The 21,857-nt window shown below is 62.4% G+C and carries 17 protein-coding genes; all 17 read left to right on the top strand.

Going from position 1 to position 21,857, the window contains the following annotated elements:
* Positions 1-25: 25 nt before the first annotated feature.
* The 17 genes from ACSQ3G_RS25480 to ACSQ3G_RS25400 all read left to right on the top strand — a co-directional run bounded on the left by ACSQ3G_RS25480 (position 26) and on the right by ACSQ3G_RS25400 (position 21,707).
* On the top strand, positions 26-1,810 hold the full coding sequence (locus ACSQ3G_RS25480; RefSeq protein ID WP_436112212.1) for an IucA/IucC family protein: 1,785 nt from the start codon (positions 26-28) through the stop codon (positions 1,808-1,810).
* Entirely contained in the window at positions 1,794-3,530 is a 1,737-nt protein-coding gene (locus ACSQ3G_RS25475; protein ID WP_436112211.1) for an IucA/IucC family protein, read from the top strand. The genes ACSQ3G_RS25480 and ACSQ3G_RS25475 overlap by 17 nt, the downstream gene beginning before the upstream one ends.
* A complete protein-coding gene (locus ACSQ3G_RS25470) occupies positions 3,527-4,807 on the top strand; it encodes an AMP-binding protein (protein ID WP_436112210.1) in 1,281 nt (426 codons plus the stop codon). The genes ACSQ3G_RS25475 and ACSQ3G_RS25470 overlap by 4 nt, the downstream gene beginning before the upstream one ends.
* Positions 4,804-6,105: a DUF6005 family protein gene (locus ACSQ3G_RS25465; protein WP_436112209.1), complete on the top strand. Its 1,302-nt coding sequence runs from the start codon at positions 4,804-4,806 to the stop codon at positions 6,103-6,105. Before ACSQ3G_RS25470 ends, ACSQ3G_RS25465 begins: the two co-directional genes overlap by 4 nt.
* A 260-nt stretch (positions 6,106-6,365) precedes the next feature.
* Positions 6,366-6,881, top strand: coding sequence for a sigma-70 family RNA polymerase sigma factor (locus ACSQ3G_RS25460; RefSeq protein ID WP_436112208.1), 516 nt, complete (start codon positions 6,366-6,368; stop codon positions 6,879-6,881).
* Between the two features lie 100 nt (positions 6,882-6,981).
* Positions 6,982-7,956, top strand: a complete 975-nt coding sequence (locus ACSQ3G_RS25455) for a FecR family protein (protein ID WP_436112207.1) — start codon at positions 6,982-6,984, stop codon at positions 7,954-7,956.
* Between the two features lie 197 nt (positions 7,957-8,153).
* Positions 8,154-10,364 (top strand): TonB-dependent receptor domain-containing protein, encoded by a 2,211-nt coding sequence (locus tag ACSQ3G_RS25450; RefSeq protein ID WP_436112206.1) that lies wholly within the window; start codon positions 8,154-8,156, stop codon positions 10,362-10,364.
* Positions 10,365-10,471: 107 nt separating this feature from the next.
* Positions 10,472-10,771, top strand: a complete 300-nt coding sequence (locus ACSQ3G_RS25445) for a DUF2218 domain-containing protein (protein WP_436112205.1) — start codon at positions 10,472-10,474, stop codon at positions 10,769-10,771.
* Positions 10,772-10,815: 44 nt separating this feature from the next.
* Entirely contained in the window at positions 10,816-11,715 is a 900-nt protein-coding gene (locus ACSQ3G_RS25440) for a siderophore ABC transporter substrate-binding protein (RefSeq protein ID WP_436112204.1), read from the top strand.
* Entirely contained in the window at positions 11,712-12,689 is a 978-nt protein-coding gene (locus tag ACSQ3G_RS25435; protein ID WP_436112203.1) for an ABC transporter permease, read from the top strand. The genes ACSQ3G_RS25440 and ACSQ3G_RS25435 overlap by 4 nt, the downstream gene beginning before the upstream one ends.
* Complete coding sequence (locus tag ACSQ3G_RS25430; protein ID WP_436112202.1) at positions 12,682-13,641, top strand: iron chelate uptake ABC transporter family permease subunit; 960 nt, start codon at positions 12,682-12,684, stop codon at positions 13,639-13,641. Before ACSQ3G_RS25435 ends, ACSQ3G_RS25430 begins: the two co-directional genes overlap by 8 nt.
* Complete coding sequence (locus tag ACSQ3G_RS25425) at positions 13,638-14,396, top strand: iron ABC transporter ATP-binding protein (protein ID WP_436112201.1); 759 nt, start codon at positions 13,638-13,640, stop codon at positions 14,394-14,396. Before ACSQ3G_RS25430 ends, ACSQ3G_RS25425 begins: the two co-directional genes overlap by 4 nt.
* 331 nt (positions 14,397-14,727) lie before the next feature.
* On the top strand, positions 14,728-16,560 hold the full coding sequence (locus ACSQ3G_RS25420) for an ABC transporter ATP-binding protein (RefSeq protein WP_436112200.1): 1,833 nt from the start codon (positions 14,728-14,730) through the stop codon (positions 16,558-16,560).
* Positions 16,561-16,597: 37 nt separating this feature from the next.
* Positions 16,598-18,133: an ABC transporter substrate-binding protein gene (locus ACSQ3G_RS25415; RefSeq protein WP_436112199.1), complete on the top strand. Its 1,536-nt coding sequence runs from the start codon at positions 16,598-16,600 to the stop codon at positions 18,131-18,133.
* A 66-nt stretch (positions 18,134-18,199) separates the two neighbouring features.
* Positions 18,200-19,123 carry an ABC transporter permease gene (locus ACSQ3G_RS25410; RefSeq protein WP_436112198.1) on the top strand — a complete coding sequence of 308 codons (924 nt, stop codon included), beginning with the start codon at positions 18,200-18,202 and terminating at the stop codon, positions 19,121-19,123.
* Positions 19,124-19,128: 5 nt separating this feature from the next.
* Positions 19,129-19,974: an ABC transporter permease gene (locus tag ACSQ3G_RS25405; protein ID WP_436112197.1), complete on the top strand. Its 846-nt coding sequence runs from the start codon at positions 19,129-19,131 to the stop codon at positions 19,972-19,974.
* The gene (locus ACSQ3G_RS25400; RefSeq protein WP_436112196.1) at positions 19,971-21,707 is read left to right on the top strand and encodes a M14 family metallopeptidase; all 1,737 of its coding nucleotides are present in this window, start codon (positions 19,971-19,973) and stop codon (positions 21,705-21,707) included. Before ACSQ3G_RS25405 ends, ACSQ3G_RS25400 begins: the two co-directional genes overlap by 4 nt.
* The last annotated feature ends 150 nt before the right edge of the window (positions 21,708-21,857 follow it).

Here is a 21,857-nt window from a genome sequence, read left to right as displayed (position 1 = left end):
GCTTGCGCAATGGGGATGGAGACATATGCAATCGTCAAGACAGACCGCGGAAGCGGCGACATTCCAGAGTTTTGCGAACTGCTATCTGCGGGAGGTCAGTTCCGGCAGCCGGATCGTCCACCGCAGCGTGAGCGGGGCGGTCGATGCCATCGAATGGCCACTGCCGCGGCAGCAGATCCTCTTGCGCGCAGAGATCATCTCCGCGTCCGTCTGCGGACCGCAGCATTTCGGCAGGTTGTGGACGCGCGCCGCGTCCGACATGTCCTGGCGGGCGGTCGAGCCGATGTCGGCGCTGCATCTCCTCCTCCAGGAAGCCTACCGGCAAATGGAGGACGACCGGACCGATGCCCTGCGCAGCTTTGAACTGGAGCTGCTGGTGCGTGTTCTCGACAGCTACCAGCAGATGACGCTCTACCTCGAAAAGGCCCCTCCCGCGCCGTCGGACGAAGGACATTTCATCGAGGCGGAACAATCGCTCGTCTTCGGCCACTGGCAGCATCCGACGCCGAAAAGCCGGCAGGGCATGACATTCTGGCAGCAGGAGCGATACGCCCCGGAACTGCGCGGACAATTCCAGCTGCGGTATTTTGCCGCCAGGACAGAACATGTCCGCGAGGCTTCGGCGCGAACGATGCAGGCGCACGAAATCATCCGCTCCGAGCTTGGCGCGTCCGGAGCCGATCTCGGCATCGAACCGGACGAGTGCCTCATACCCATGCATCCGCTGCAGGCCGAAGCGCTGCTTCTCGATCCGGGCGTCCAGGCGATGCAGCGCGACGGCCTCCTGCGTCATCTCGGTCCCGCGGGGTCTCTCTTCACCGCGACGTCATCGGTGCGCACCGTCTACAGCCCGCATTCCGATTGGATGCTGAAGTTCTCGCTTCCCGTGCGCATCACCAATTCCGTGCGCATCAATCGCCGGCCGGAGCTTGAAGCCGGGGTAGCGATGGCAAAACTGATAGAGGGCATCGGCTTTGCCGAGCGTTCCAAAAATTTCCGCATCATCCAGGACCCCGCCTACATCACCCTCCATATACCGGGTCACGAGGAAAGCGGTTTCGAAGTCATCCTGCGCGAAAATCCATTCAAAGGCACGAGGGCACAGGGCGTCGTGACGGTCGCCGCCCTGACCGCCGACCCGCTTCCTGGCGACCTGTCGAGACTGGAGCGGACCATCCGCAAGCTCGCAGCAAGAGGCGGCGACGGTATTTCAAATACTTCGCTTGCATGGTTCCGGCGTTATCTTGGCTGTGCCGTAGAGCCATTGATCCGGCTCTACGACGATTACGGGGTGGCGCTCGAAGCCCACCAGCAGAACACCCTCCTCGATATCGGCATGGGTTATCCGGCCGCAAGTTACTATCGCGACAACCAGGGCTTTTATCTTTCGGAACGCTATCGCAGCCTGCTTGCCGGGCATGCGCCGGAAACGGAAACGATCGCCTCGCTCTATTTCGCGGATACCGAAATCCGTGACCGGTTCGCCTATTACCTGATCGTCAACCAGGTCTTTTCCGTCATCAGCCGCATGGGCCATGACGGAGTTTGCGACGAGGGTGTTCTTCTATTTGCCCTGCGGGCGCATCTGGAACACTGCGCCGAAACGATGTCCGGCGCCGGCCGGGATTTTGCAAGGCACGTTCTCGATCTGCCGACGATCACGTCGAAGGCCAATCTCACGACCCGCCTTTTCGATGTCGACGAACTGCAGTCGAGCGGAGGGCATTCCCTGTATCGGCCCATCCCGAACCCGCTGGGAGTTCCGATCGCGCTTGCAGCACCGAGGACCGGCCATGCCATTGCCTCTTGAAGCCGGGGGAGAACCGCGCGACCGCGTCATCCGCCAGCTCGTGGCAGCATTGCTGTTCGAGGGCGTCATAGAGGTGCGCGAAAGCGCCTGTGACGGTGCGACGCAATTCCAGTGGATGCTCGGCGGCCGGGAATTCCGGTGCCGCGGCACGATCGGCCCGTTCGGACGCGCCCGGATCGCGAAGGGCTCGGTGGAGATGCGGGGCCCGGATGGCTATTGGGACGGCGCCTCGCTTGGCGCGATCATCCCGTCATTGCCCGGCACCGGGATCACACGCGGCAAGCTGCTCGGCGAGCTGGAGCAGACGATCGCCTTTTCCGAATGGAACCATCAGAATCTGCCCCCGAAGAACCGCCGTGCCCTCTCCTTTGTCGAACTGGAAGGTGCCGTCGATGAAGGGCATCCGTACCATCCCTGTTACAGAGCCCGAACCGGATTTTCGTTTGCCGATCATGCCGCCTACGGACCGGAAGCCGGGCAGCCATTCCAGCTCGTCTGGCTGCTCGTCGCGCAAAAACATCTCGCTCAGGCGCTTCCGGGCAGCAGAGACGCCTTCTGGCGCACCGAACTCGGCGACGAGACGTGGACAGCGTTGGAGGCGAGGCGGAAACAGCTCGGCTTGCCGGCCCGAGATTTCGGGCTGGTGCCGCTGCACCCGTGGCAATGGAAAGACCTTGGCGACACCATGCGCACGGGGTGGATCGCCGCAGGAGAGGCGCATTACCTCGGCCCTGCGGGAGATCGTTACCTGGCGAGCCAATCGATCCGGTCCCTGTTCAATGTCGACCGGCCGCTTGCAGCAAGCATCAAGCTGCCGCTCAACATCATCAACACCTCGTCGCGCAGGACGCTGGAGCCGCATTCGGTCTGCACGGCGCCGGTGCTGTCGGCCTGGATCGCAGGCATCGTCCGCGATGATCCGTTGTTTGGCCGGGAATTTCCCCTCACCATCCTGCAGGAATATGCCGGGGTCATCGCCGATGCCGGAGGTCCATTGGCCGGCCAGCTGGGTGCGATCTGGCGGGAGAACGCCGAGGCGACGCTGTCGCCCGGCGAGGCAATCATCCCTTTCAACGCCCTGATGATGGTCGAAGCAGACGGAAAGCCCTTTGCGGATAAGTGGATCGACCGTTTCGGCCTCATGCCCTGGATGAACCGGCTTCTGGAGGTCGCCGTCCTGCCTGTCTGGCACCTCCTTGTCGCCCACGGCATCGCCGTTGAAGCCCACGGTCAGAATATGCTGCTCGTCCACCGGGACGGCTGGCCCGTGCGGCTTATCCTGCGCGATTTCCACGAGAGCGTGGAATTTGCACACGATTTCCTGCGCGAGCCGAAGAGAGTTCCGGATTTCGCTGTGCTGAACCCGCTCTACCGCCATGCGGAACCGGATCAGTATTACTGGACGGACAATCTCGATTCCCTGCGGGAACTCGTGATGGACACGCTGTTCGTGTTCAACCTGGCGGAGATCTCGCATCTTTTCGACGTCTGTTACGGACTTCCGGAATTCCGCTTCTGGCAGCGGGTCGAAAGCCTGCTCGCCAGCTATGCGCAGGAGCAGGACATGCAGCACCGGCAATCGCTTCTGGGGCACGACCGCGCGCTCATCCTCACCGAATCCCTGATCACCCGAAAGCTCCTTGCGCTGAAGCCGGAATATCACCACGAGGTGCCGAATGCCTTGGCTGCCAGGACGCCTGAACGAAGGAGAAAGCCATGATCCAGATCGATGGACGGTTCTACGATCACGCCTATTTCGACGAAACATCGCGACGCATCGCCGCGCAGATCGGCCTTGCTGAAAACGACAGCGGACGCTACGCGGTCTGCTTCAGCGAGACGACCCAATGGCTGTCCCTGTTCTTCGCCATCCGCAAGGCGGGCGCCAGCGTGCTGCCGATCCATCCCGGCACGCCCTATGCCGCTGCCCGAAAACTGGCGATCACGGCCAACTGCGACCGGCTTTTCTACAACAGCCTGACGGCCGAAGTGCTCGACGCGGAGCAAGAGGCGCCAAAGCCGGGCCGGCTGCTGCACATGAGTTCGGGAACGACCGGGGCAGCAAAATGCATCGCCCGGCCCTGGCCCGAAATCGACCGGGAGGTCGAAAGCTATGTCGTAACCTTCCGCGAACCCGAAGGCATGACGCCGGTCATCGCCTGCCCGACCACCCATTCCTACGGGCTGATCTGCGGGATTCTCGTTGCTCTCAAGCGCGGCCAGGTCCCCGTCATCGTCGAGACCGCCAATCCGAAATATCTCCTGAAAGTGCTGCGCGAAACCGAGCGGCCGCTCCTCTATTCCTCCCCGGCGATCCTCCACACGCTCTCGCGGCTTCTGCCCGAGGGGGAAAAGCTTCATGCGGCGATGACCTCCGGCACGCTGCTGCCCGATCCGTGGTTCGTGCAGATCCGCGCAAGAAGCGAGCATCTCTTCCAGCAATATGGCTGCTCGGAATCCGGCTGCATCGCCATCAACCCTGACATGCGGGCCGCAGGCGACATGGGTTTCGTCCTGCCGCATCTGACGGCCGGGACCGGAACGGGCTCTGACGATACCGGCGAGATCGTCGTCCGGAGCGATGGCGGCACGGCAATCCACACCCGCGACCTCGGCTACCGACGCGCGGACGGCATGCTGGTCTTCGTGTCGCGCATGGACGACATGATCAACGTGTCGGGGCTCAACGTCTATCCCGGTGACGTGGAGGACGCGGTGATGGCGATGCTTGGCGTTACCGACGCCGTCGCCTTCCGCAGGAGCGACCGTTTTGCCGGCGAACGCGTGGCCTTGCTCTACAGCGCCAACCAGCCGGTGGCACCGCAGGATATCCGCGAATGGTGCAGCCGCCATCTCGCCAGCCACCAATTGCCGATGGAAATGATCCAGGTCGCAGAAGTTCCCCGCCAGGCGAATGGGAAGATCAGCCGCCGCGAGGTCGCCGCCCGTCATGCGGCCGGCGAGTTCGCCGGCCCCGAAGCAGGAGTTGCCTCATGACCCGCGAAGATATCCTCGAAGCCGTCCAGGCCGTGCTTTCCGAGCACATGGCCCAACCGCATATGCGTGGCTTCGCACCGGAAGCCCGTCTCAACGAGGATCTTTATCTCGATTCCGTTCTGATCCTGCAGATCTTCCTCAATCTCGAGCTCGAATACGGCCTCGCCATGCCGGAAGAAGCGATCGCGCGGCAGGAACTCGACACGGTTGCGGATCTCGTGGCGCTCTATGTGCCGAAGGCCATCATTCCGTCATTCCCGATGACAGGCGGGACGGCAGACGAGGGCGTCCATGGCGAGGCCTATTACGACATCAAGGTGCATTGCTTCGTCAGCTGCGTCTGCGACGGTCTGAAACGGCAGGGGCTCGACCAGCGGCCCTTCTATTTCGGGGTCTGGGATGCGCGGTTCACCGTCAGCGAAAGGTTCCAGCTCCTCTACCATTCGCCGGAGATCACCCAGGACTTCTTCCGCGACTGGTTCCAGCGGCTCTATCAGGTCCAGGTCCGGGAGTGGTACGACCCGGCAAAATCGAAGAGCGACAACCTCGCCACGCTTTTAGACCTCGTCGACAGCCGCCCGGAGACCGGCTCGGTCATGGTCATGCTCGACATGTTCCATCTTCCCGAACGCGAGAACAAATTCAACCAGAACCCCTTCCCGCATTACCTGATGCTGCAGAAGACCACCGACCCGGACAAATGGTTCGTGCATGATCCCGATTATCGTTGGGAAGGCGAGATCGAGCGGGAGAAGGTGATCCACGCGATCATGCAGCCGACGGTCGGCGGCGGTTATGTCTTCGACAACGCACAGGTACACAATCCGGCGCCGGAAGATATCAGGGACTATTTCGAGGCCTGCTTCGTCGCTGACCGCAATCCGCTGTCCGATGCCGTACGCGACATCGTCACAGCCCATATCGAGGGCCACGATGGGCTGCAGCTGGCGAACCTGGCATCGGCGGTTCGCGAACTGCCGGTGATCACCATCCGCAAATATGCCTACGAGCACGGTTTCGCTTTCTTCTGGCGCGCCCTGAAACTGCCTTCTGCCGAATTCGAGAACTGGTGCGAGGAGATCGAAGCGCTCGTCCAATCGCTGAAGAACCTGCACTACGCCTGCATGAAGCTCGGCCAGACCGGCGACAGGGACCAGGCCGGTGCAGTCTTCGAGCGCCTTGACGAAGCCGACCGGCTGGAACGCAAACTGAAGGACAGGCTTGGCGAGGTCTTTTCCGATTGGTGCGACCAAAATGTACCGCTCACCGCCCCGACGCTTAGAAGAGCCGCCGGATAGGGCTGAAACATGCATATATCTCGCCGCTTCGCTTCCTTCCCAAAGTGTCGCGAAGGGTGCGGGACTGATGACGGGGGCAAAGGCAATCCGCGCCTTTGCCCCCGTCATCATAATATGACTATTGCATTCAAGTTTTTGATGGTAGATATGCGTCGCATGATAGGTAGTCCAACCATGTCATTCATATCATCGACCCATCCGTTGCATATCGTGGCGAGCGCTGGGTCAGCATATTAGACGAGCTCAGATACTCTGACCCCATGACCTTGGAAGCTGAAAGTCGTCACAGCCTCTATCTCGCCCACCGCTCGGCGCTGGTCGACTATGCCGCTCGGATCCTGGGCTCCCGGGAGGCGGCCGAGGATATCGTGCAGGAAGCCTATCTGCGTTTCGCGCCGGGGAAGACGCCCGGCGAATCGGCGCGCCAGGGGCTGGCCTATCTCTATCGCATCGTCCGCAATCTCTCCTTCGACGTCCTGAAGCGCCGCAAGATCGAGTATCGTGGCCACGCCGAAGACCCGCCCTTTTGGACCATTCCACAAGCCGCCGACAATCCGGAACAGACGGTGATGTTCGGCGATGAGGTGCGCGTTGCGGCGGCGGCACTCGACGCCCTTCCAAGCGAGATCCGGATTGCTGTGGAAATGTACCGGTTCGGTGGCCATACGCTCGAAGGCGTAGCCGACCACCTGGGCATCTCCGTCGCCACCGCCCATCGCCACGTGCGAACCGCCATGGTCAAGATCGCCACCGCGCTCGATATAAAAAACGCCTGAATATTTCTACACATGCGAAAAATCCGGACCAGCCAATCGTTCCTACGCAAGAAGGGGAATTTCGGATAGAGATCGCAAGACATCCGAAGCAGGTTGAGACTTGGCAGGGCACGACAAAACGGACGAGAGCATTCTGGAGGAGGCGATGGACTGGTTCCTGCGCCTGCGCGAACCACATCGTACACCCGCCGACGAGCGCGATTTCAGCCTCTGGTTCACCCGGTCGCCTGCAAATCGTGATGCCTGGACGAAAGCCTGCAAGACCTGGGAGCTGATGGGCGAGACGACGCCCATCCACGAAGACCTTTGGAGGCCGGCCGGCCAAGCGAAAATGCTTGCCGCTCGCCACCGACGGCGCGTCTGGAGTGTCGGCACGGCACTGGCGCTGGCGGCCTGTCTTGTGCTGGCGTTGGCCGGCCCTTCCCTCTTCATTCGCTACCGGGCAGATTTCAGGACGGCAACGGCGGAGCTGCGCAAGATCACGCTCGAGGACGGCAGCGCGGTCGAACTCGGCGCCGAAAGCGCGATCGATGCGGATTTCGCCAACGGCGCACGGCATGTGACGCTGCTTTCCGGCGAAGCCTTCTTCGACGTCAAACACGATCCGGCGCGGCCCTTTACCGTCACCGCAGCCGGCGTGAAGGTCACCGTGCTCGGCACGGCGTTCGACGTCCATATCAAGCCCGAAGATACGACGGTGGAACTGGTTCGCGGGGTGGTCGGCCTCGCGGTCGACGGCGCGGCGCGCACCTTTGAGCTTTCCCCCGGCGATTCCGTGACCGTCAGTCGCGCCGATGGCCAGTTGTCGCGGGCAAGACTGGCGCCGGAAGACATGGCGGGCTGGCGGAACGGGCGGCTGTTCGTCAACGACGTAACGGTTGCCTCGGTGGTCGAGGAACTGCAGCGCTATCATTCCGCGTGGATCAGCATCCCGAGCGGCGATCTCGCCAATCGGCGCGTCACCGGCCTCTACGATCTCTCCGATCCCGATCGGGCGCTCGAGGCGCTGGTCCAGCCTTATGGCGGCAGGGTGCACCACATCTCGCCCTATCTCAGGGTGCTTGCGCTTTTCTAGGCCGTTAAAATTTCCTGAAAATTTTTGCTATGCGGTGAAAAAAGCGCCGGGCGCAGTCGTCTTTACCCTGAAGCGCAGGCCGGGGGGCCTTGGCGAACACAGTGTAGCAGGAGACGGGGCGGATGATTTTGCCGGTGAGTGGAGTAGTGCGTAGCGTGGGGGCAAAGGGCAAGCGGAACGCTTTTGCAGTAAGCTTGATGACAACGGTCGCAGCAGCCGCGATTGGCGGAAGCGCGATCTTTGCGTCCCCCGCCCTCGCCCAGACGGCGACGCGCAGCTTCAATATCCCGGCTCAGCCGCTTGCTTCGGCTCTCAATGCCTTCGGCCGCCAGTCCGGCCTTCAGGTGACGCTGGCTGCCTCGACCTCCCGCGGCGTCGCCGCGCAGGCCGTCAGCGGCAATCTCACGCCGGATCAGGCGCTCGCCCGCATGCTCGCAGGGACGGGCGTGAACTACAGGATCGCCAACGGCACGGCTGTCATCGGCACTCCCGCAAATGCGTCCGGCGATGTGCCAGCCGAAGGGGCCACGACGCTGAGGCCGATCGTCCTGCAGGGTCAGCCGGGTGCCGAAGGCGATGTCGGCGAAACGGTCATCGGACCCGAGCAGCTCGAGCGCATCAACCCGACCGACCTCGCGGACGTGTTCCGGGAACAGGCCGGCATACAGGTGGGCAGCTCGCTTCCCATGTCGCAGAAGGTCTATGTCCATGGGGTCGAGGAAACCAATCTCGCCATCAGCATCGACGGCGCACGCCAGAACAACAAGGTCTTCCATCACAACGCGACCAACCTGATCGATCCGAGCCTGCTGAAGGCAGTGGACGTGGACGCCGGCATCGCGCCCGCCGACGCCGGTCCCGGCGCGCTCGCCGGCTCGATCAACTACGAGACCAAGGATGCGATCGACCTTCTGGCGCCGGGCAAATCCTTCGGCGGCTTCGTCACATCGACCTACAATTTCAACAGCGATACGGTGACAACCGGACTTTCCGCTTACGGCAAGCGCGAGGGTTTCGAATTCCTCGGCTATTTCAATTTTGCCAAAGGCGACGACTTCGTCGGCGGCAATGGCAGAGAAGTATCCGGCACGGAAACCGATCTGATTTCGGGCCTTGGCAAACTCGCCTATGAAGCGGAGGGCGGCGACCGCTTCGAGATCAGCTACGATCGCAGCCGTGACGATGGGCTGCGTCCCTACCGCGCCAATGCAGGCCATATCGTCCGGCCGCCATGGGAACCGCTGACACGCAATTATGAGATCGACCGCCAGAACCTTGTCTTCACTTATACGGATACTTCGCCCGAAGGTTGGTGGGATCCGAGAGTGGTGCTTGCCTATAGCGGCTCGGAAGTCACGGTGCCGGTCTATGGCTCTCCGGGGTATCTTTATGACGCCACCGGCAACACGACCAGCTTCAACGGGAAGTTCGAGAACAAATTCTCCTTCGATATCGGCAATATCGTCGCAGGCGTCGACTTCTATTCCGACATTGCGGATCTCGATGCCGACGTCGATTCGTCGAAGGAAAAAGCGCGGAATGTTGGCTTCTATGCACAGGCACGGCTGGAGCCCTGGGACCGCACCCGCCTTTCGTTCGGCGGACGAGCGGACCATCAGTGGTTCACCGGTGTCGGTGGGCAGGATTACGACAACGGCGGCCTGAGCGCCAATATCTCCGGTGAATACGACCTGACGGACGTACTGACCGCCAAGGCCGGCTTCTCGCATGTCTGGGCCGGCATACCGATGGCAGAAAACTTCGTCATGAACCCGGCCTGGACCTACGGTCCCGATGGGCCGGAACCGGTCTCCGCCAATAACTACATGGTTGGGCTCGAGGCGGAATATGAAGGCTTCACTGCAGAGGCAAGCCTTTTCCGGACCGACATCTACAATGCGCGTGCGGTGCGCTACAACCCGCCCACGACAGGCGGTATCATTGAACGGGACATGGTATCACAAGGCTTCGAACTCGGCGCAGGTTATGAGTGGGCGAATGGCTATGTGAAGGTCAAATACGCTCATATTCGAGTGGATATCGATGGCGTTCCCGCCGACTCTGATACCGGCAACTATCTCGCCACGCCGGTTGGCGACATCATCACCATCACGGCCGCCCATACATTCGTCGACTGGGGCCTGACGATCGGCGGCGATATCGAGATCGCCCCTAAATATGACCATGTCGCCGGCAATGCCCCGGCCTACAAGGCCTATGAGGTGGTCAACGCCTTCGCCGAATGGAAGCCCGAGGCTCTGCCAAACTTCACCTTCCGCGCCGAGGTGCAGAACGTCTTCGACGAGACCTATGCGGACCGCGCCACTTACGGTCAGGAATTTGGAACCGTCAGACCCCTTTACGAACCGGGCCGCAGCTTCCTTCTGACCGCCAAGGCGACGTTCTGAAGAACATGATCATGCGTTCACATGACCGTGCGGCAACCGCGTTCCCGGTTGCCGCGGCAATACCGGTGAGATAAGTGGATAACGTTAGTCATCTTAAGGAGAGGGCTTTGCTACAGGCGACTACCGAATGGCGCACCGAGCACGGCGGAAAATACCTTGTTCAGTTGTGCAAGCATTTCGCTCACAAGATCGACGTCTCCTATTCCGAGACCCATGGGGAGTGCCGCTTTGCCTGCGGCACCGCCATTCTCGATGCGGATGACGGTGGCCTCAGGATCCTCGCGACCGCAGCCGAGGAGGAACAGCTAACGGAAACGGAATCGGTAATCGAGAGGCATCTGGTGCGCTTCGCTTTCCGTGAAAATCTGGAAGCCCTGCAATGGCAAAGACCGGATCGGGCCGCCTGAGGCCGGATCGAGCATTCGGCCCACGGTCAAGACATGGTGAGAGAATGAACTTGAGGACGATCGCGGCTTTTGCCGCTTTTGCTTTTTCAACCCTTCCCGCGCACGCGGTGGATATCCTGACTGCCAAGGGTCTGGTGCAGGTTGCCGCCTCACCCGCCAAGATCGCGGTCCTGGATATCGCGGCGCTCGATACGCTCGATCGCCTCGGCATCAAGCCGGCCGGCGTTCCGCAGAAACTATACCTCCCGCAACTGGAGCGTCTGAAACAGGGCGCGGAAGTCGTCGGCGATCTCTTCGAGCCCGATCTCGAGGCCCTCAGCGCGCTCGGTCCGGACCTGATCATCGTCGGCGGCCGCTCCTCGACAAAGGCTTCGGCGACCGCGCAGGTTGCGCAGACCATCGACATGACCATGGATGGCGACGACCTCGTTGCCCAGGCCAAGGAACGGTTGGCTGCCTATGGCGCGCTCTTCGGAAATACGGCCGAGGCCGCTTCCGCCGTGAAGGAACTGGATGCCCGGATAGAAGCCGCCAAGGCAGCGATTGCCGGCAAGGGTAACGGCCTGATCATCATGACCAACGGGCCGAAAGTCACCGCCTATGGTCCCGGCTCGCGCTTCGGCTGGGTGCATGCCGCACTGAACCTGCCGGCCGCCGTGCCCGGCATCGAAGCCGCCAATCACGGTGAAGCGATCTCCTTCGAGTTCATCGCCAAGGCAAATCCCGACTGGCTTCTGGTGCTCGACCGCGCCGCCGCGATCGGTTCCGGCGAACAGGGCGCCAAGACGACACTCGACAACGAATTGGTCGCCAAGACGACAGCCTGGAAGAAGAACCAGGTGATCTATCTGCCGGCCGCGGAATTCTACATCGCCGCCGGCGGAGTGCAGTCGATACAGCGGGTTGTCGCGACTGTCGCTGAGGCGTTCACCGCCGCGAGATGAGCATTGCCGCCGCCAAGCAATCGTCGAAAACGGGGTGGATCGCCGGGTTGATGCTTGCGGTCCTTTTTGTTTTCAGCCTTTGCGTCGGGGTTGGCGACATGCCGATCAGCCGGCTGTTCTCGGACGGGCGGGCGCTGGAACTCCTGCTCGTCAGCCGCTTGCCCCGGACACTCGCGGCGATCCTCGCCGGCGCCGGCCTGGCTATCGCCGGGCTCATCATGCAGACGCTTGCCCGCAACCGCTATGTGGAGCCCTCCACCGCCGGAACCGCGCAGAGCGCCGAACTTGGGATCCTGCTCGTCACCCTGCTTCTTCCCTCCGCCAGCCTTCTGTTCAAAAGCCTGGCGGCGAGTGCCGCCGCCCTTCTCGGGACCTCGCTGTTCCTGATGACGGCGCACCGGCTTCCGCCGACGCAGCCCTTCCTCGTGCCGCTCTTCGGGCTCGTCTATGGCGGCGTCATCGGCGCGGCAGTCACCTTTGTCGCCTGGCGGGCCGACCTTCTGCAATATCTCTCGGTCTGGACCAATGGCGACTTTTCCGGCGTCCTGCGCGGCCGTTATGAACTCCTATGGCTCGGGGCACAGATGGTAGTGATCGCCTGGATCGTCGCCGACCGCCTGACGATCATGGCACTCGGCCGCGATGCCAGCATCGGGCTCGGCCTTGACTATGCGCGCATGCTGCAGCTCGGGCTGATCATCGTTTCCGTCATCTCGGCCTTGAGCGTCGTGGTCGTCGGCACGATCCCCTTCGTCGGCCTCGTGGTGCCGAACATCGTCTCCCGGCTGATGGGCGACAATATGCGCGGCACGCTGCCTTTCGTGGCCGCCAGCGGCGCGACCCTGGTGCTCGGCTGCGACATCGTTGGACGGTTGATCCGCTATCCTTACGAAATTCCGGTCGGAACGGTGATGGGTTGCGTCGGCGGGCTGATCTTCCTCTGGCTTCTGTTCCGGCGACCTTCCCATGTCTGAGCGCCGGCACATGTCCGATCACCGGCTTTTCTGCCTTGCCGGGGCAGCCCTCCTCTGCATCGTCGCGTTCATGACGATCGGGCTGCGCGGCAATATCGGCTTCGTGCTCACCCTGCGCGCCATGAAGCTTGCCGCCCTTCTGCAGGTGAGCGTGTCGATCGCCGTCTCGACGGTGATCTTCCAGACCGTCACCAACAACCGTATCCTGACGCCGTCGATCATGGGTCTCGACGCGCTTTACCTGTTCGGCCAGATGCTGCTCGTCTTCCTGCTCGGCGGGCTCGGTTATGCGGCGCTCGACGCGCAGCTCAAGTTCGGCGGCGAGATTATCGTCCTGATGGCACTGGCAACGGGCCTCCTCCTGCCGATGCTCCGCCGCCGCACCGACATGGGTCTGATGCTGCTCGCCGGCATCATCTTCGGCATCCTGTTCCGCAGCCTGCATTCCCTGCTGGCGCGCCTGATCGATCCCAATGACTTCGCCGTCGTCCAGGGCGCGAGTTTCGCCAACTTCAACGACGTCCGCACCGACCTTCTCGCCTTTGCCGCCATCCTCACAATCGCCGGCATGGTGATCGCCTGGAGGGCCCGGCATGTGCTCGATGTCATGGCACTCGGCGCCGATACGGCGACCGGGCTCGGGATCAGCTGGTCGCGCACCGTCACCGGGCTGCTGCTGCTCGTCTCGGCACTTGTCGCCGTTTCGACGGCACTGGTGGGGCCTGTCGCATTTTTCGGCCTCCTGGTCGTGGCGCTTGCCGAACGCATCGTCGATACGCGGAACCACGCGGCTCTGATGCCGGCCGCCATGTTGACGGCCGTCATCATCCTCGTCGGCGGACAGACGCTGTTTCAGCATGTGCTGGGCAGCAGTTCGACACTCGGCGTCGTCATCGAATTCGTCGGCGGCTTCGCCTTTCTTGTTCTGCTCGTTTTCGGGAGCCGCAAATGATCCGGATAGAAAACGTCTCGCTGCGGCACGGCCAGACGCAGGTCCTCCAGGACATTTCGCTGACGATCCCGAAGGGCGGCATCACCGCTCTGGTCGGCCCGAACGGCGCAGGCAAGTCCTCGCTCCTGTCGCTCATCGCCAGGCTGCAGCCGTTGCAGGCCGGGAGGATCAGTGTCGACGGTTTCCCCGTAGACACGACACCGAACCGCGATCTCGCCCGGATTCTCGCCATACTGCGGCAGGATTCGATCGTCACCAGCCGGCTGCGCGTGCGCGAACTCGTGGGCTTCGGCCGTTTCCCGCATGGACGCGGGCGCCTGACGCCCGCTGACTACGCGATCATCGACCAGTCGCTGCAGCAGTTCGACCTGACGGATCTTTCCGACCGCTTCATCGAAACCCTTTCCGGCGGCCAGCGGCAGCGGGCCCTGGTGGCGATGGCCTTTGCCCAGGGGACGGACTACCTGCTGCTCGACGAACCGCTCAACAATCTCGACATGTATTTCGCCCGGGAGCTGATGCGTTCGCTGCGCAGGATCGCCGATGAAAACGGAAAGACCATCGTCATCGTGCTGCACGACATCAACCAGGCGGGTGCCCACGCCGACCGAATCGTCGCAATGAAATCCGGCCGGATTGTCGCCGACGGCACGCCTTCCGACCTGCTGACGCCCAACACCCTGCAAGCCATCTTCGGTTTCGAGATGCGGGTGGAAACGTTCGACGACACGCCGGTTGTCCTGCATTTCCGCTAGCGGGGACCTTAAACGGGGCGGAAACAAATGAAACTGCCCGGGTAGAGACCATCTGAACCTTCGCCATCAGACCGCCGGGAATATCAGCTCGTTGCGCCGTTGACAAATTGTCGACAAAGTGATGACATATTCTTATCAAGGCAGGGATGAGGCAGTTGACGGAAAGACCGAAAGAAATTCGGAGCCGCCATAGACGGGAAAGCAAGCGGGTACCGATGGGGGTGGCTGCCAGCAGCCGCCACGCTAGACGCCAAGAGCATCTCGTGAATTCCGCTGCCGATGCCTTCAATCAGGCGCCCTGCGCCGCCGCAATCGGTAAGGAGCTCCCCGCGTGACGCCAACCGCCTCCACCCCTCTTCTGGCCGTGGACGACCTGTCGGTCGAGTTCGGCGCCTCCCGCGTCATCGAGAACCTGAGCTTCTCCGTCTCGGCCGGCCAGACGGTCGCGATCGTCGGCGAGTCCGGTTCGGGCAAGTCGGTGACGTCGCTATCGATCATGCGGCTTGCCGACATGCTCGGCGCCAACTATCCGACCGGACGCATCCTGTTCCAGACCGCAGGCGGCGAGATCGATCTGCTGAAGCTCGACCAGAAAAGGATGCGCGGCATTCGCGGCAAGGAGATCTCGATGATCTTCCAGGAGCCGATGACCTCGCTGAACCCGGTCTTCACGATCGGCGACCAGGTAGCCGAGATTTTGAAACTGCATGAGGGCAAGTCGAACAGCGCGGCGCTCGCCGAGGCGAAGCGGCTGCTCGACATGGTCCGCCTGCCGGATGCCGCGGAACTCCTGACCCGTTATCCGCACCAGCTATCCGGCGGCATGCGCCAGCGGGTGATGATCGCCATGGCGCTCGCCTGCCGGCCGCGGCTGTTGATCGCCGACGAGCCGACAACGGCGCTCGACGTCACTATCCAGGCGCAGATCCTCAATATCCTGCGCGACCTGCAGAAGGAACTCGGTGCCGCCGTCATCTTCATCACCCATGACATGGGTGTTGTCGCCGAGATGGCCGACGACGTGGTGGTGATGTGGAAGGGCAAGGCGGTGGAAAAGGGCAAGGCTCTCGATATTTTCGAACGGCCGACCAACGCCTATACGCGCACGCTGCTCGCAGCAGTGCCGAAGCTCGGAAGCATGACCGGCGAAGAGTTTCCCAAGCGCCTGCCGCTGACCGTGCTCGAAGACGGAGAGCCGAAGCTCTCGGGTGTCGAGCGCATCCAGAATACCGCGCGTTACGATGCCGATCCGATGCTGTCGGTGCGCGATCTCGTGGTGCGTTTCGACATCAAGAAGGGCCTGCTCGGCAAAGTCACCCACCGCGTCCATGCCGTGGAGAAGGTCTCTTTCGACATTCATCCTGGCGAGACACTGGCGCTGGTCGGCGAATCCGGATCGGGCAAGTCCACGATCGGCCGCACCATCCAGCAGCTTCAAAAGGCAACGGCCGGCAATATCACCTTCTCTGGCAAGCCGCTGTCGGCGATGAGCATGGCCGAGCGGCACAACCTGCGCCGGGACGTGCAATATATCTTCCAGGATCCGTTCGCCTCGCTCGATCCGCGCAAGACGGTGGGCTTCTCGATCGCCGAACCGATCCGCACCCACGGCCTACTCGACAGCGAGAAAGAGATCGCAAAAACCGTCGATGCCCTGCTCGAACGGGTCGGCCTCACCTCCGCGCATGCGCGCCGTTATCCGCACGAGTTCTCCGGCGGCCAGCGCCAGCGCGTCTGTATCGCTCGCGCGCTCGCCTCGAAACCGAAGCTGATCATCGCCGACGAGGCACTTTCCGCACTCGACGTCTCGATCCAGGCGCAGATCATCAACCTGTTCATGGATCTGCAGGAAGAGCGTGGCCTCGCCTACCTCTTCATCAGCCACGACATGGCCGTGGTCGAGAAGATGAGCCACCGGGTGGCGGTGCTCTATCTTGGGCAAATCATGGAATTCGGCAATCGCCGCCAGATCTTCGAAACGCCGTCTCACGACTATACGCGCCGGCTTCTTTCGGCCGTGCCGGTCGCCGATCCGCGCCGGCGCAAGCCGCTGGCGATGATCGAGGGCGACATTCCAAGCCCGGTCCGGGCTGTCGGCAACGAGCCGGTGCTTCTCGCCCGGGAGGAGATCGCGCCAGGACATTACGTGGCGCGCAGCGCGTGACGATTTGACATTCGGTTTTTCAACAGGAGCAAAAACGATGATAAAAATGCAGAGGGGTTTGCGGACGGCATTCGTGGCGATGGCGCTCGCGGGCACGGCATTCGCGCCGGTCTCGGCTCTCGCCGCCGGCAAGCTGACGGTGTCCTCGCCACAGGATCCGGGCAGCTGGGATCCGGTCGACACATTCCTGGTCAACTGGGCCTCGGTCTCGACCAATATCTTTGACGGCCTCACCTATCGCGGCCCCGACCTGAAGCTCGTCCCGGGTCTCGCGACTTCCTGGGAAGTGCTCGACAACGGCATGCGCATCCGTTTCAAGCTGCGTAAAGGCGTGAAATTCCACAATGGCGAGGCCTTCGACGCCAACGCCGTCAAATTCACCTTCGACCGCCTGCTCGGAGCCGAAGGCGCCAAGGGTCCGCAACAGTCCAACTACAATTCGATCGGCAGCGTCGAGATCATCGACGCCAACACCGTCGAGTTCAAGATGAAAGTCGCCGATCCGGTCATCCTCACCAAGCTCGCCGGTTACGGCGGCATGATCGTTCCGCCGAAATACATCGCCGAAAAGGGCGACGCCTATTTCAACGCCCATCCGGTCGGTACCGGCGCCTTCAAGTTCGTCTCCTACGAGCCGAAGGTGAACATCGTCCTCGCCGCTAACCCGGACTACTTCGGCGGCGCTCCAAAAATTTCGGATCTGGAATACAAGTTCATCTCCGAGCCGGCGACAGCGGTTGCCGAACTCCAGGCCGGCCGCGTCGATCTGGTTATCCCGCCGACCATTCCGATCGGCATGATCCCGACCATCCAGGGCAACGCCAAGCTCGCCGTGGTCACCTCGCCGGGCCCGACGGTCTATGCGCTGCGCTTCAACACGCGCGACGGCATCACCAAGGATCCGAAGGTCCGCCAGGCGCTGATCATGGGCGTCGACCGCGACGCGATCATCAAGTCGATCCTTGGCGGTCAGGCACAGCCGATCGCAAGCTTCCAGGGGCCGCTGTCCTTCGGCTTCGACAAGGCCATGAAGCCGCTTCCCTACGATCCGGCCAAGGCGCAGGCTCTGCTGAAGGAAGCCGGCGTCGCTCCGGGCACGGCCCTGCAGATCGACCTTCGCGGCAACGAGGCAACCTTCATCGAAGTTGCCCAGGCGATTTCCGCCTATCTGCAGACGATCGGCATCACCGCGACGATCAAGCCCTATGAGACCAACGTTCTGCTGAACGACATCATCCCGAATGGCAAGACGGGCGCGATGTTCCAGCAGTCCTGGGGCGGCTGGACGCTCGACTACGACAACACCGCGGTCGCGATGTACAAGACCAAGGAAAAGTGGAATCCCTACGACAGCGACCCGAAGATGGACGAACTGCTCGCCAAGCAGCGTACCATCACCAATGTCGCCGAGCGCGAGAAGGTTCTGCAGGAAGTCGCCCACTACGCCGCTGACCGGGCGCTGGAAATGCCGCTCTACAACCTCAACGCCATCTTCGGCATCAACAAGCGCGTGAAGAATTTTACGCCCGTGCCGGACAGCCGTCTGAAGTTCACCGACGTCACCGTCGATTAAGACTTCGCGGAGCCGCCGCCTTCGAGTGGAGGCGGCGGCTCCGACAAGAAAACGAGGAACGAGAGATTGGCCGTATTCCTGGTAAAACGCCTTCTGCAGGCGGTTTTCGTCGTGATCGCCGTGACGCTGACGGTCGCTTTCGCGATCCGCCTCACCGGTGATCCGGCGCTGATGCTGACGCAGGGCGCCGGCAGCGTCACCGAGGCCGATCTCGTGCGCATCCGCGAGGGGCTCGGGCTCAACGAGCCGTTCCTCGTTCAATACCTGAATTTCCTGAAGGGCATCTTCACGCTCGATTTCGGCAACAGCTTTCTGGGGGGCACGCCGGTTTCGCTGCTGATCGGCAAGGCGCTGCCCGCGACGCTGGCGCTCGCCTTCACCTCGCTGATCGTCTCGATCGTGATTTCCATCCCGCTCGGCATCAAGGCCGCCACCGCGCGCGGCAAGTGGGCCGACCAGATGATCCGCATCCTGTCGCTCGTCGGCCTGTCATTCCCGAATTTCTGGCTGGCCACCATGCTGGTGCTGCTCTTCGCGATCGCTTTGCCACTGCTGCCGCCGAGCGGCATGGACGGATTTGAAAGCTTCATCCTGCCGGCCGTCACCATGGGCATCATCCTGACGGCGACCAATGTCCGCCTGGTGCGCACCACCATGCTGGAGACGCTGCGCTCGCAATATATCATGGTCGCCCGCGCCAAGGGTCTCAGCGAAAACGCGGTGCTCTACAAGCATGCGCTGAGAAACTGCGCCATACCGCTGATCACCTATTTCGGCCTGCAGTTCGGCGGCCTGCTCGGCGGCATCGTCGTCGTCGAGCGCGTCTTCAACTGGCCGGGCCTCGGCACGCTCGCCTTCGACGCCGTCGGCGCCCGAGACTATCCGGTGCTGCAGGCGGTCATCACCGTGCTGTCGCTGATGATCATCGGCATCAACCTTCTGGTCGACATCGCCTACGGCCTCGTCGATCCCCGCATCCGGACGGAGTGAGAGCCATGGCCTCGCGCACTGCTTCCTCGAATTTCCTGAAACTCGAATTTGTCCTCGGTGCCCTGCTGGTCGGCGTCATCGGCATTGCCGTCATCTTTTCCGGCGTGATCTTTCCCGGCGGCGCCGAAAAGATCGACCTGATGTCGCGCCTCGTACCGCCATTCGTCAGGCCGGCACATGTTTTCGGCACCGATCCGCTCGGACGCGACGTGCTCGCCCGCGTGATGGCCGGCGGCAAGATCTCGTTGCTGGTCGGCTTCGTCTCGGTTGCCGGCGGCGTCACCATCGGCGTCGTCATGGGGCTGATCGCCGGGTATTACCGCGGCATCTGGGACATGCTGGTGATGCGTTTTGCCGATATCCAGCTGGCGCTCCCCTTCATCCTGCTCGCCATCACCTTCATTGCCATCGTCGGCGGCGGGCTCGCCAACACGATCATCCTGCTGATCGTCTCGCAATGGGTGCAATATGCCCGCCTGGTGCGCGGTTCGGTGCTGACGCTGCGCGAGCGGGAGTTCATCCTTTCGGCCCGCGCGATCGGGGTCAAGGACTGGCGGATCATCGTCCAGCACCTGCTGCCCAACCTTATCGGACCGGTTATCGTGCTGATGACGCTCAACGTCGCCACCAATATCCTGCTCGAATCGAGCCTCACCTTCCTCGGCCTCGGCATCGACCCAACCATCCCGAGCTGGGGCGGCATGCTCGCCGAAGGCCGCACCTATCTGCAGACCGCCTGGTGGGTCAGCGTTTTCCCCGGCCTTGCCATCCTCCTCACCGTCCTTGGCCTCAACCTCCTCGGCGACTGGCTGCGCGACAGTCTCGATCCCACAGGCAGAACCTCCGCATGACACTGATCCACGAACAGCAGGTCGGTCGCACGCTCGACACCCTCGTCGCGCGCTTTTCCGGCGCCAAGGGTACCAGGATCGAAGCCTGGGTGTTCGACGACGAAAAAAGCCGCGGGAAAGCCGAGGCGATACTTGCCGCCGCAGGCGTCGAGGCGAAGTTCCGCAGCGCCTACAAACCGTTGCTGCATTTCTTTCTCGAGGAGGTCGATCTCGAGAACCTTTCGGCTCTGCATATCGTCTACCCCGTTCATCAGGCTTGCCCGAAAAACCGTTTCCTGCTGGAAGCCTATCCGCTCGCCGGTCTTGTCGGCGCGGCACGGCTGACCTTCGAGGCCGGGTCCGAAGATGCCTTTTACGTGGTGACGCTGACCGCCAGGGATGGCAGCATCGAAACCCATAAAATCTTCGCGCCGAACCGGCTCCATACGGATTTCATCGGCGAAACGCTGCTGTCGCCGACCGGCTGGCTGTGCCTCGACGGCGGAGCCGGCGAACGGCTGGAGACCGATTACGAACTCCTGTTCTCCTCCGCCGTCGAAGCCGTCGCGGCCCATGACTGGGGGACGAAGGAACCCTATTTCGACGAGCTCAATATTGCCGTTACCCTGCCGGCCGAAGACCGGCGTTTGGCCGTCGGCGAAGAGGTCGTCAGCCTGCGCGAGGCGCTGCACGAGGATTTCTATTTCACGCTTCTGGAAATCTTCCAGAAAAAGTCCGGCCGGCCGATCGGCGACCGGGGCCTGCAGCCGGGACAGATCATCCCCGAAATTCGTCACGGAGAAACCGTCTCCGTCCGCATCGAAACGCGGCCGCTGTGGACCTCCGAGGCCGTGGCCGAGCCGCAGCGCCTTGCCTCCGCCGTGTCGCCGGTCTCCGTGGCCCAGATCCGCGGGGAACTCGCCGCAATCGACGGCGTCGCCTTCGAAGCCCGCTCGCGGACCGGCCGCGCCGTGGAGGCCCGTTATCACGCCGGCGCCGACAAGCCCGTCATCATCAGCGGCGGCCAGCATGCCAACGAGACGACCGGCATCGTCGGCGCGCTGCGCGCCGCACAGATGCTGAGTTCAAGACCGAACGCGCATTTCGTCATATCGCCGCTCGAAAATCCCGACGGTTATCAGGTGCACTGGCGACTTCGCACTGACAACCCGCTGCACATGCACCATGCGGCGCGCTATACCGCGCTTGGCGACGATCTCGAATACCGCTCGGGCAAGGAGCTGTTCGAAAAGGCGATCCGCCTTGAAGCGGAAAGGCTGAGCGGTGCGAAACTGCACGTCAACCTGCACGGCTATCCTTCGCATGAATGGACGCGGCCGCTTTCCGGCTACGTGCCGCGCACGTTTGCGATGTGGACGGTGCCAAAGGGCTTTTTCCTCATCATGCGCCATCACGCCGAATGGACGGCGCAGGCGGAAATCCTGATCGACCGCGTCAGCCGCCACCTCGCCGCCATTCCCGGCCTCGTCGCCTATAACGCCGCACAGATCAAGCTTTTCGAAACCCATGCCGGTGAGACCGGCTTCCGCATCATCAACGGTTTCCCCTGCCTGATCTCGATCGACGACCGCCACACGGTTCCGCTGACGCTGATCACCGAATACCCGGACGAAACCATCTACGGCCCGGCTTTCATCCAGGGCCACACGGCGCAGATGGAGACCGTGCTTTCCGCCTATGATGCGATCCAGGCGATCGAGGAGCCGGCACAGGGCTCGGGACCGGCGGTCTGACCCTTCGGTGTCCCCTGATTTCGGGTGAAATCCATCCAGCGACGAACCATGCTTCTTCGCTGGATGGCCTCACTTCGAAAGCGCGGACCGCGGCCTCGCTACTCTCCTGAATTACTCCTTGCCGCCTGCACAGATTCTGCAATCCGGTCC

The organism is Neorhizobium tomejilense (assembly GCF_964254135.1).
Classification (GTDB): domain Bacteria; phylum Pseudomonadota; class Alphaproteobacteria; order Rhizobiales; family Rhizobiaceae; genus Neorhizobium; species Neorhizobium tomejilense.
The sequence above is the reverse complement of the archived record's forward strand: the minus strand, read 5'-3'. Positions and strand labels throughout refer to the sequence as shown.

Bases quoted from the DNA above. Each gene is read 5' to 3' on its own strand.
- ACSQ3G_RS25450 (WP_436112206.1), top strand. From the start codon at position 8,154: ATGACAACGGTCGCAGCAGCCGCGATTGGCGGAAGCGCGATCTTTGCG.
- ACSQ3G_RS25480 (WP_436112212.1), top strand. From the start codon at position 26: ATGCAATCGTCAAGACAGACCGCGGAAGCGGCGACATTCCAGAGTTTT.
- ACSQ3G_RS25400 (WP_436112196.1), top strand. From the start codon at position 19,971: ATGACACTGATCCACGAACAGCAGGTCGGTCGCACGCTCGACACCCTC.
- ACSQ3G_RS25425 (WP_436112201.1), top strand. From the start codon at position 13,638: ATGATCCGGATAGAAAACGTCTCGCTGCGGCACGGCCAGACGCAGGTC.
- ACSQ3G_RS25430 (WP_436112202.1), top strand. From the start codon at position 12,682: ATGTCTGAGCGCCGGCACATGTCCGATCACCGGCTTTTCTGCCTTGCC.
- ACSQ3G_RS25415 (WP_436112199.1), top strand. From the start codon at position 16,598: ATGATAAAAATGCAGAGGGGTTTGCGGACGGCATTCGTGGCGATGGCG.
- ACSQ3G_RS25465 (WP_436112209.1), top strand. From the start codon at position 4,804: ATGACCCGCGAAGATATCCTCGAAGCCGTCCAGGCCGTGCTTTCCGAG.
- ACSQ3G_RS25470 (WP_436112210.1), top strand. From the start codon at position 3,527: ATGATCCAGATCGATGGACGGTTCTACGATCACGCCTATTTCGACGAA.
- ACSQ3G_RS25435 (WP_436112203.1), top strand. From the start codon at position 11,712: ATGAGCATTGCCGCCGCCAAGCAATCGTCGAAAACGGGGTGGATCGCC.
- ACSQ3G_RS25405 (WP_436112197.1), top strand. From the start codon at position 19,129: ATGGCCTCGCGCACTGCTTCCTCGAATTTCCTGAAACTCGAATTTGTC.
- ACSQ3G_RS25475 (WP_436112211.1), top strand. From the start codon at position 1,794: ATGCCATTGCCTCTTGAAGCCGGGGGAGAACCGCGCGACCGCGTCATC.
- ACSQ3G_RS25440 (WP_436112204.1), top strand. From the start codon at position 10,816: ATGAACTTGAGGACGATCGCGGCTTTTGCCGCTTTTGCTTTTTCAACC.
- ACSQ3G_RS25460 (WP_436112208.1), top strand. From the start codon at position 6,366: ATGACCTTGGAAGCTGAAAGTCGTCACAGCCTCTATCTCGCCCACCGC.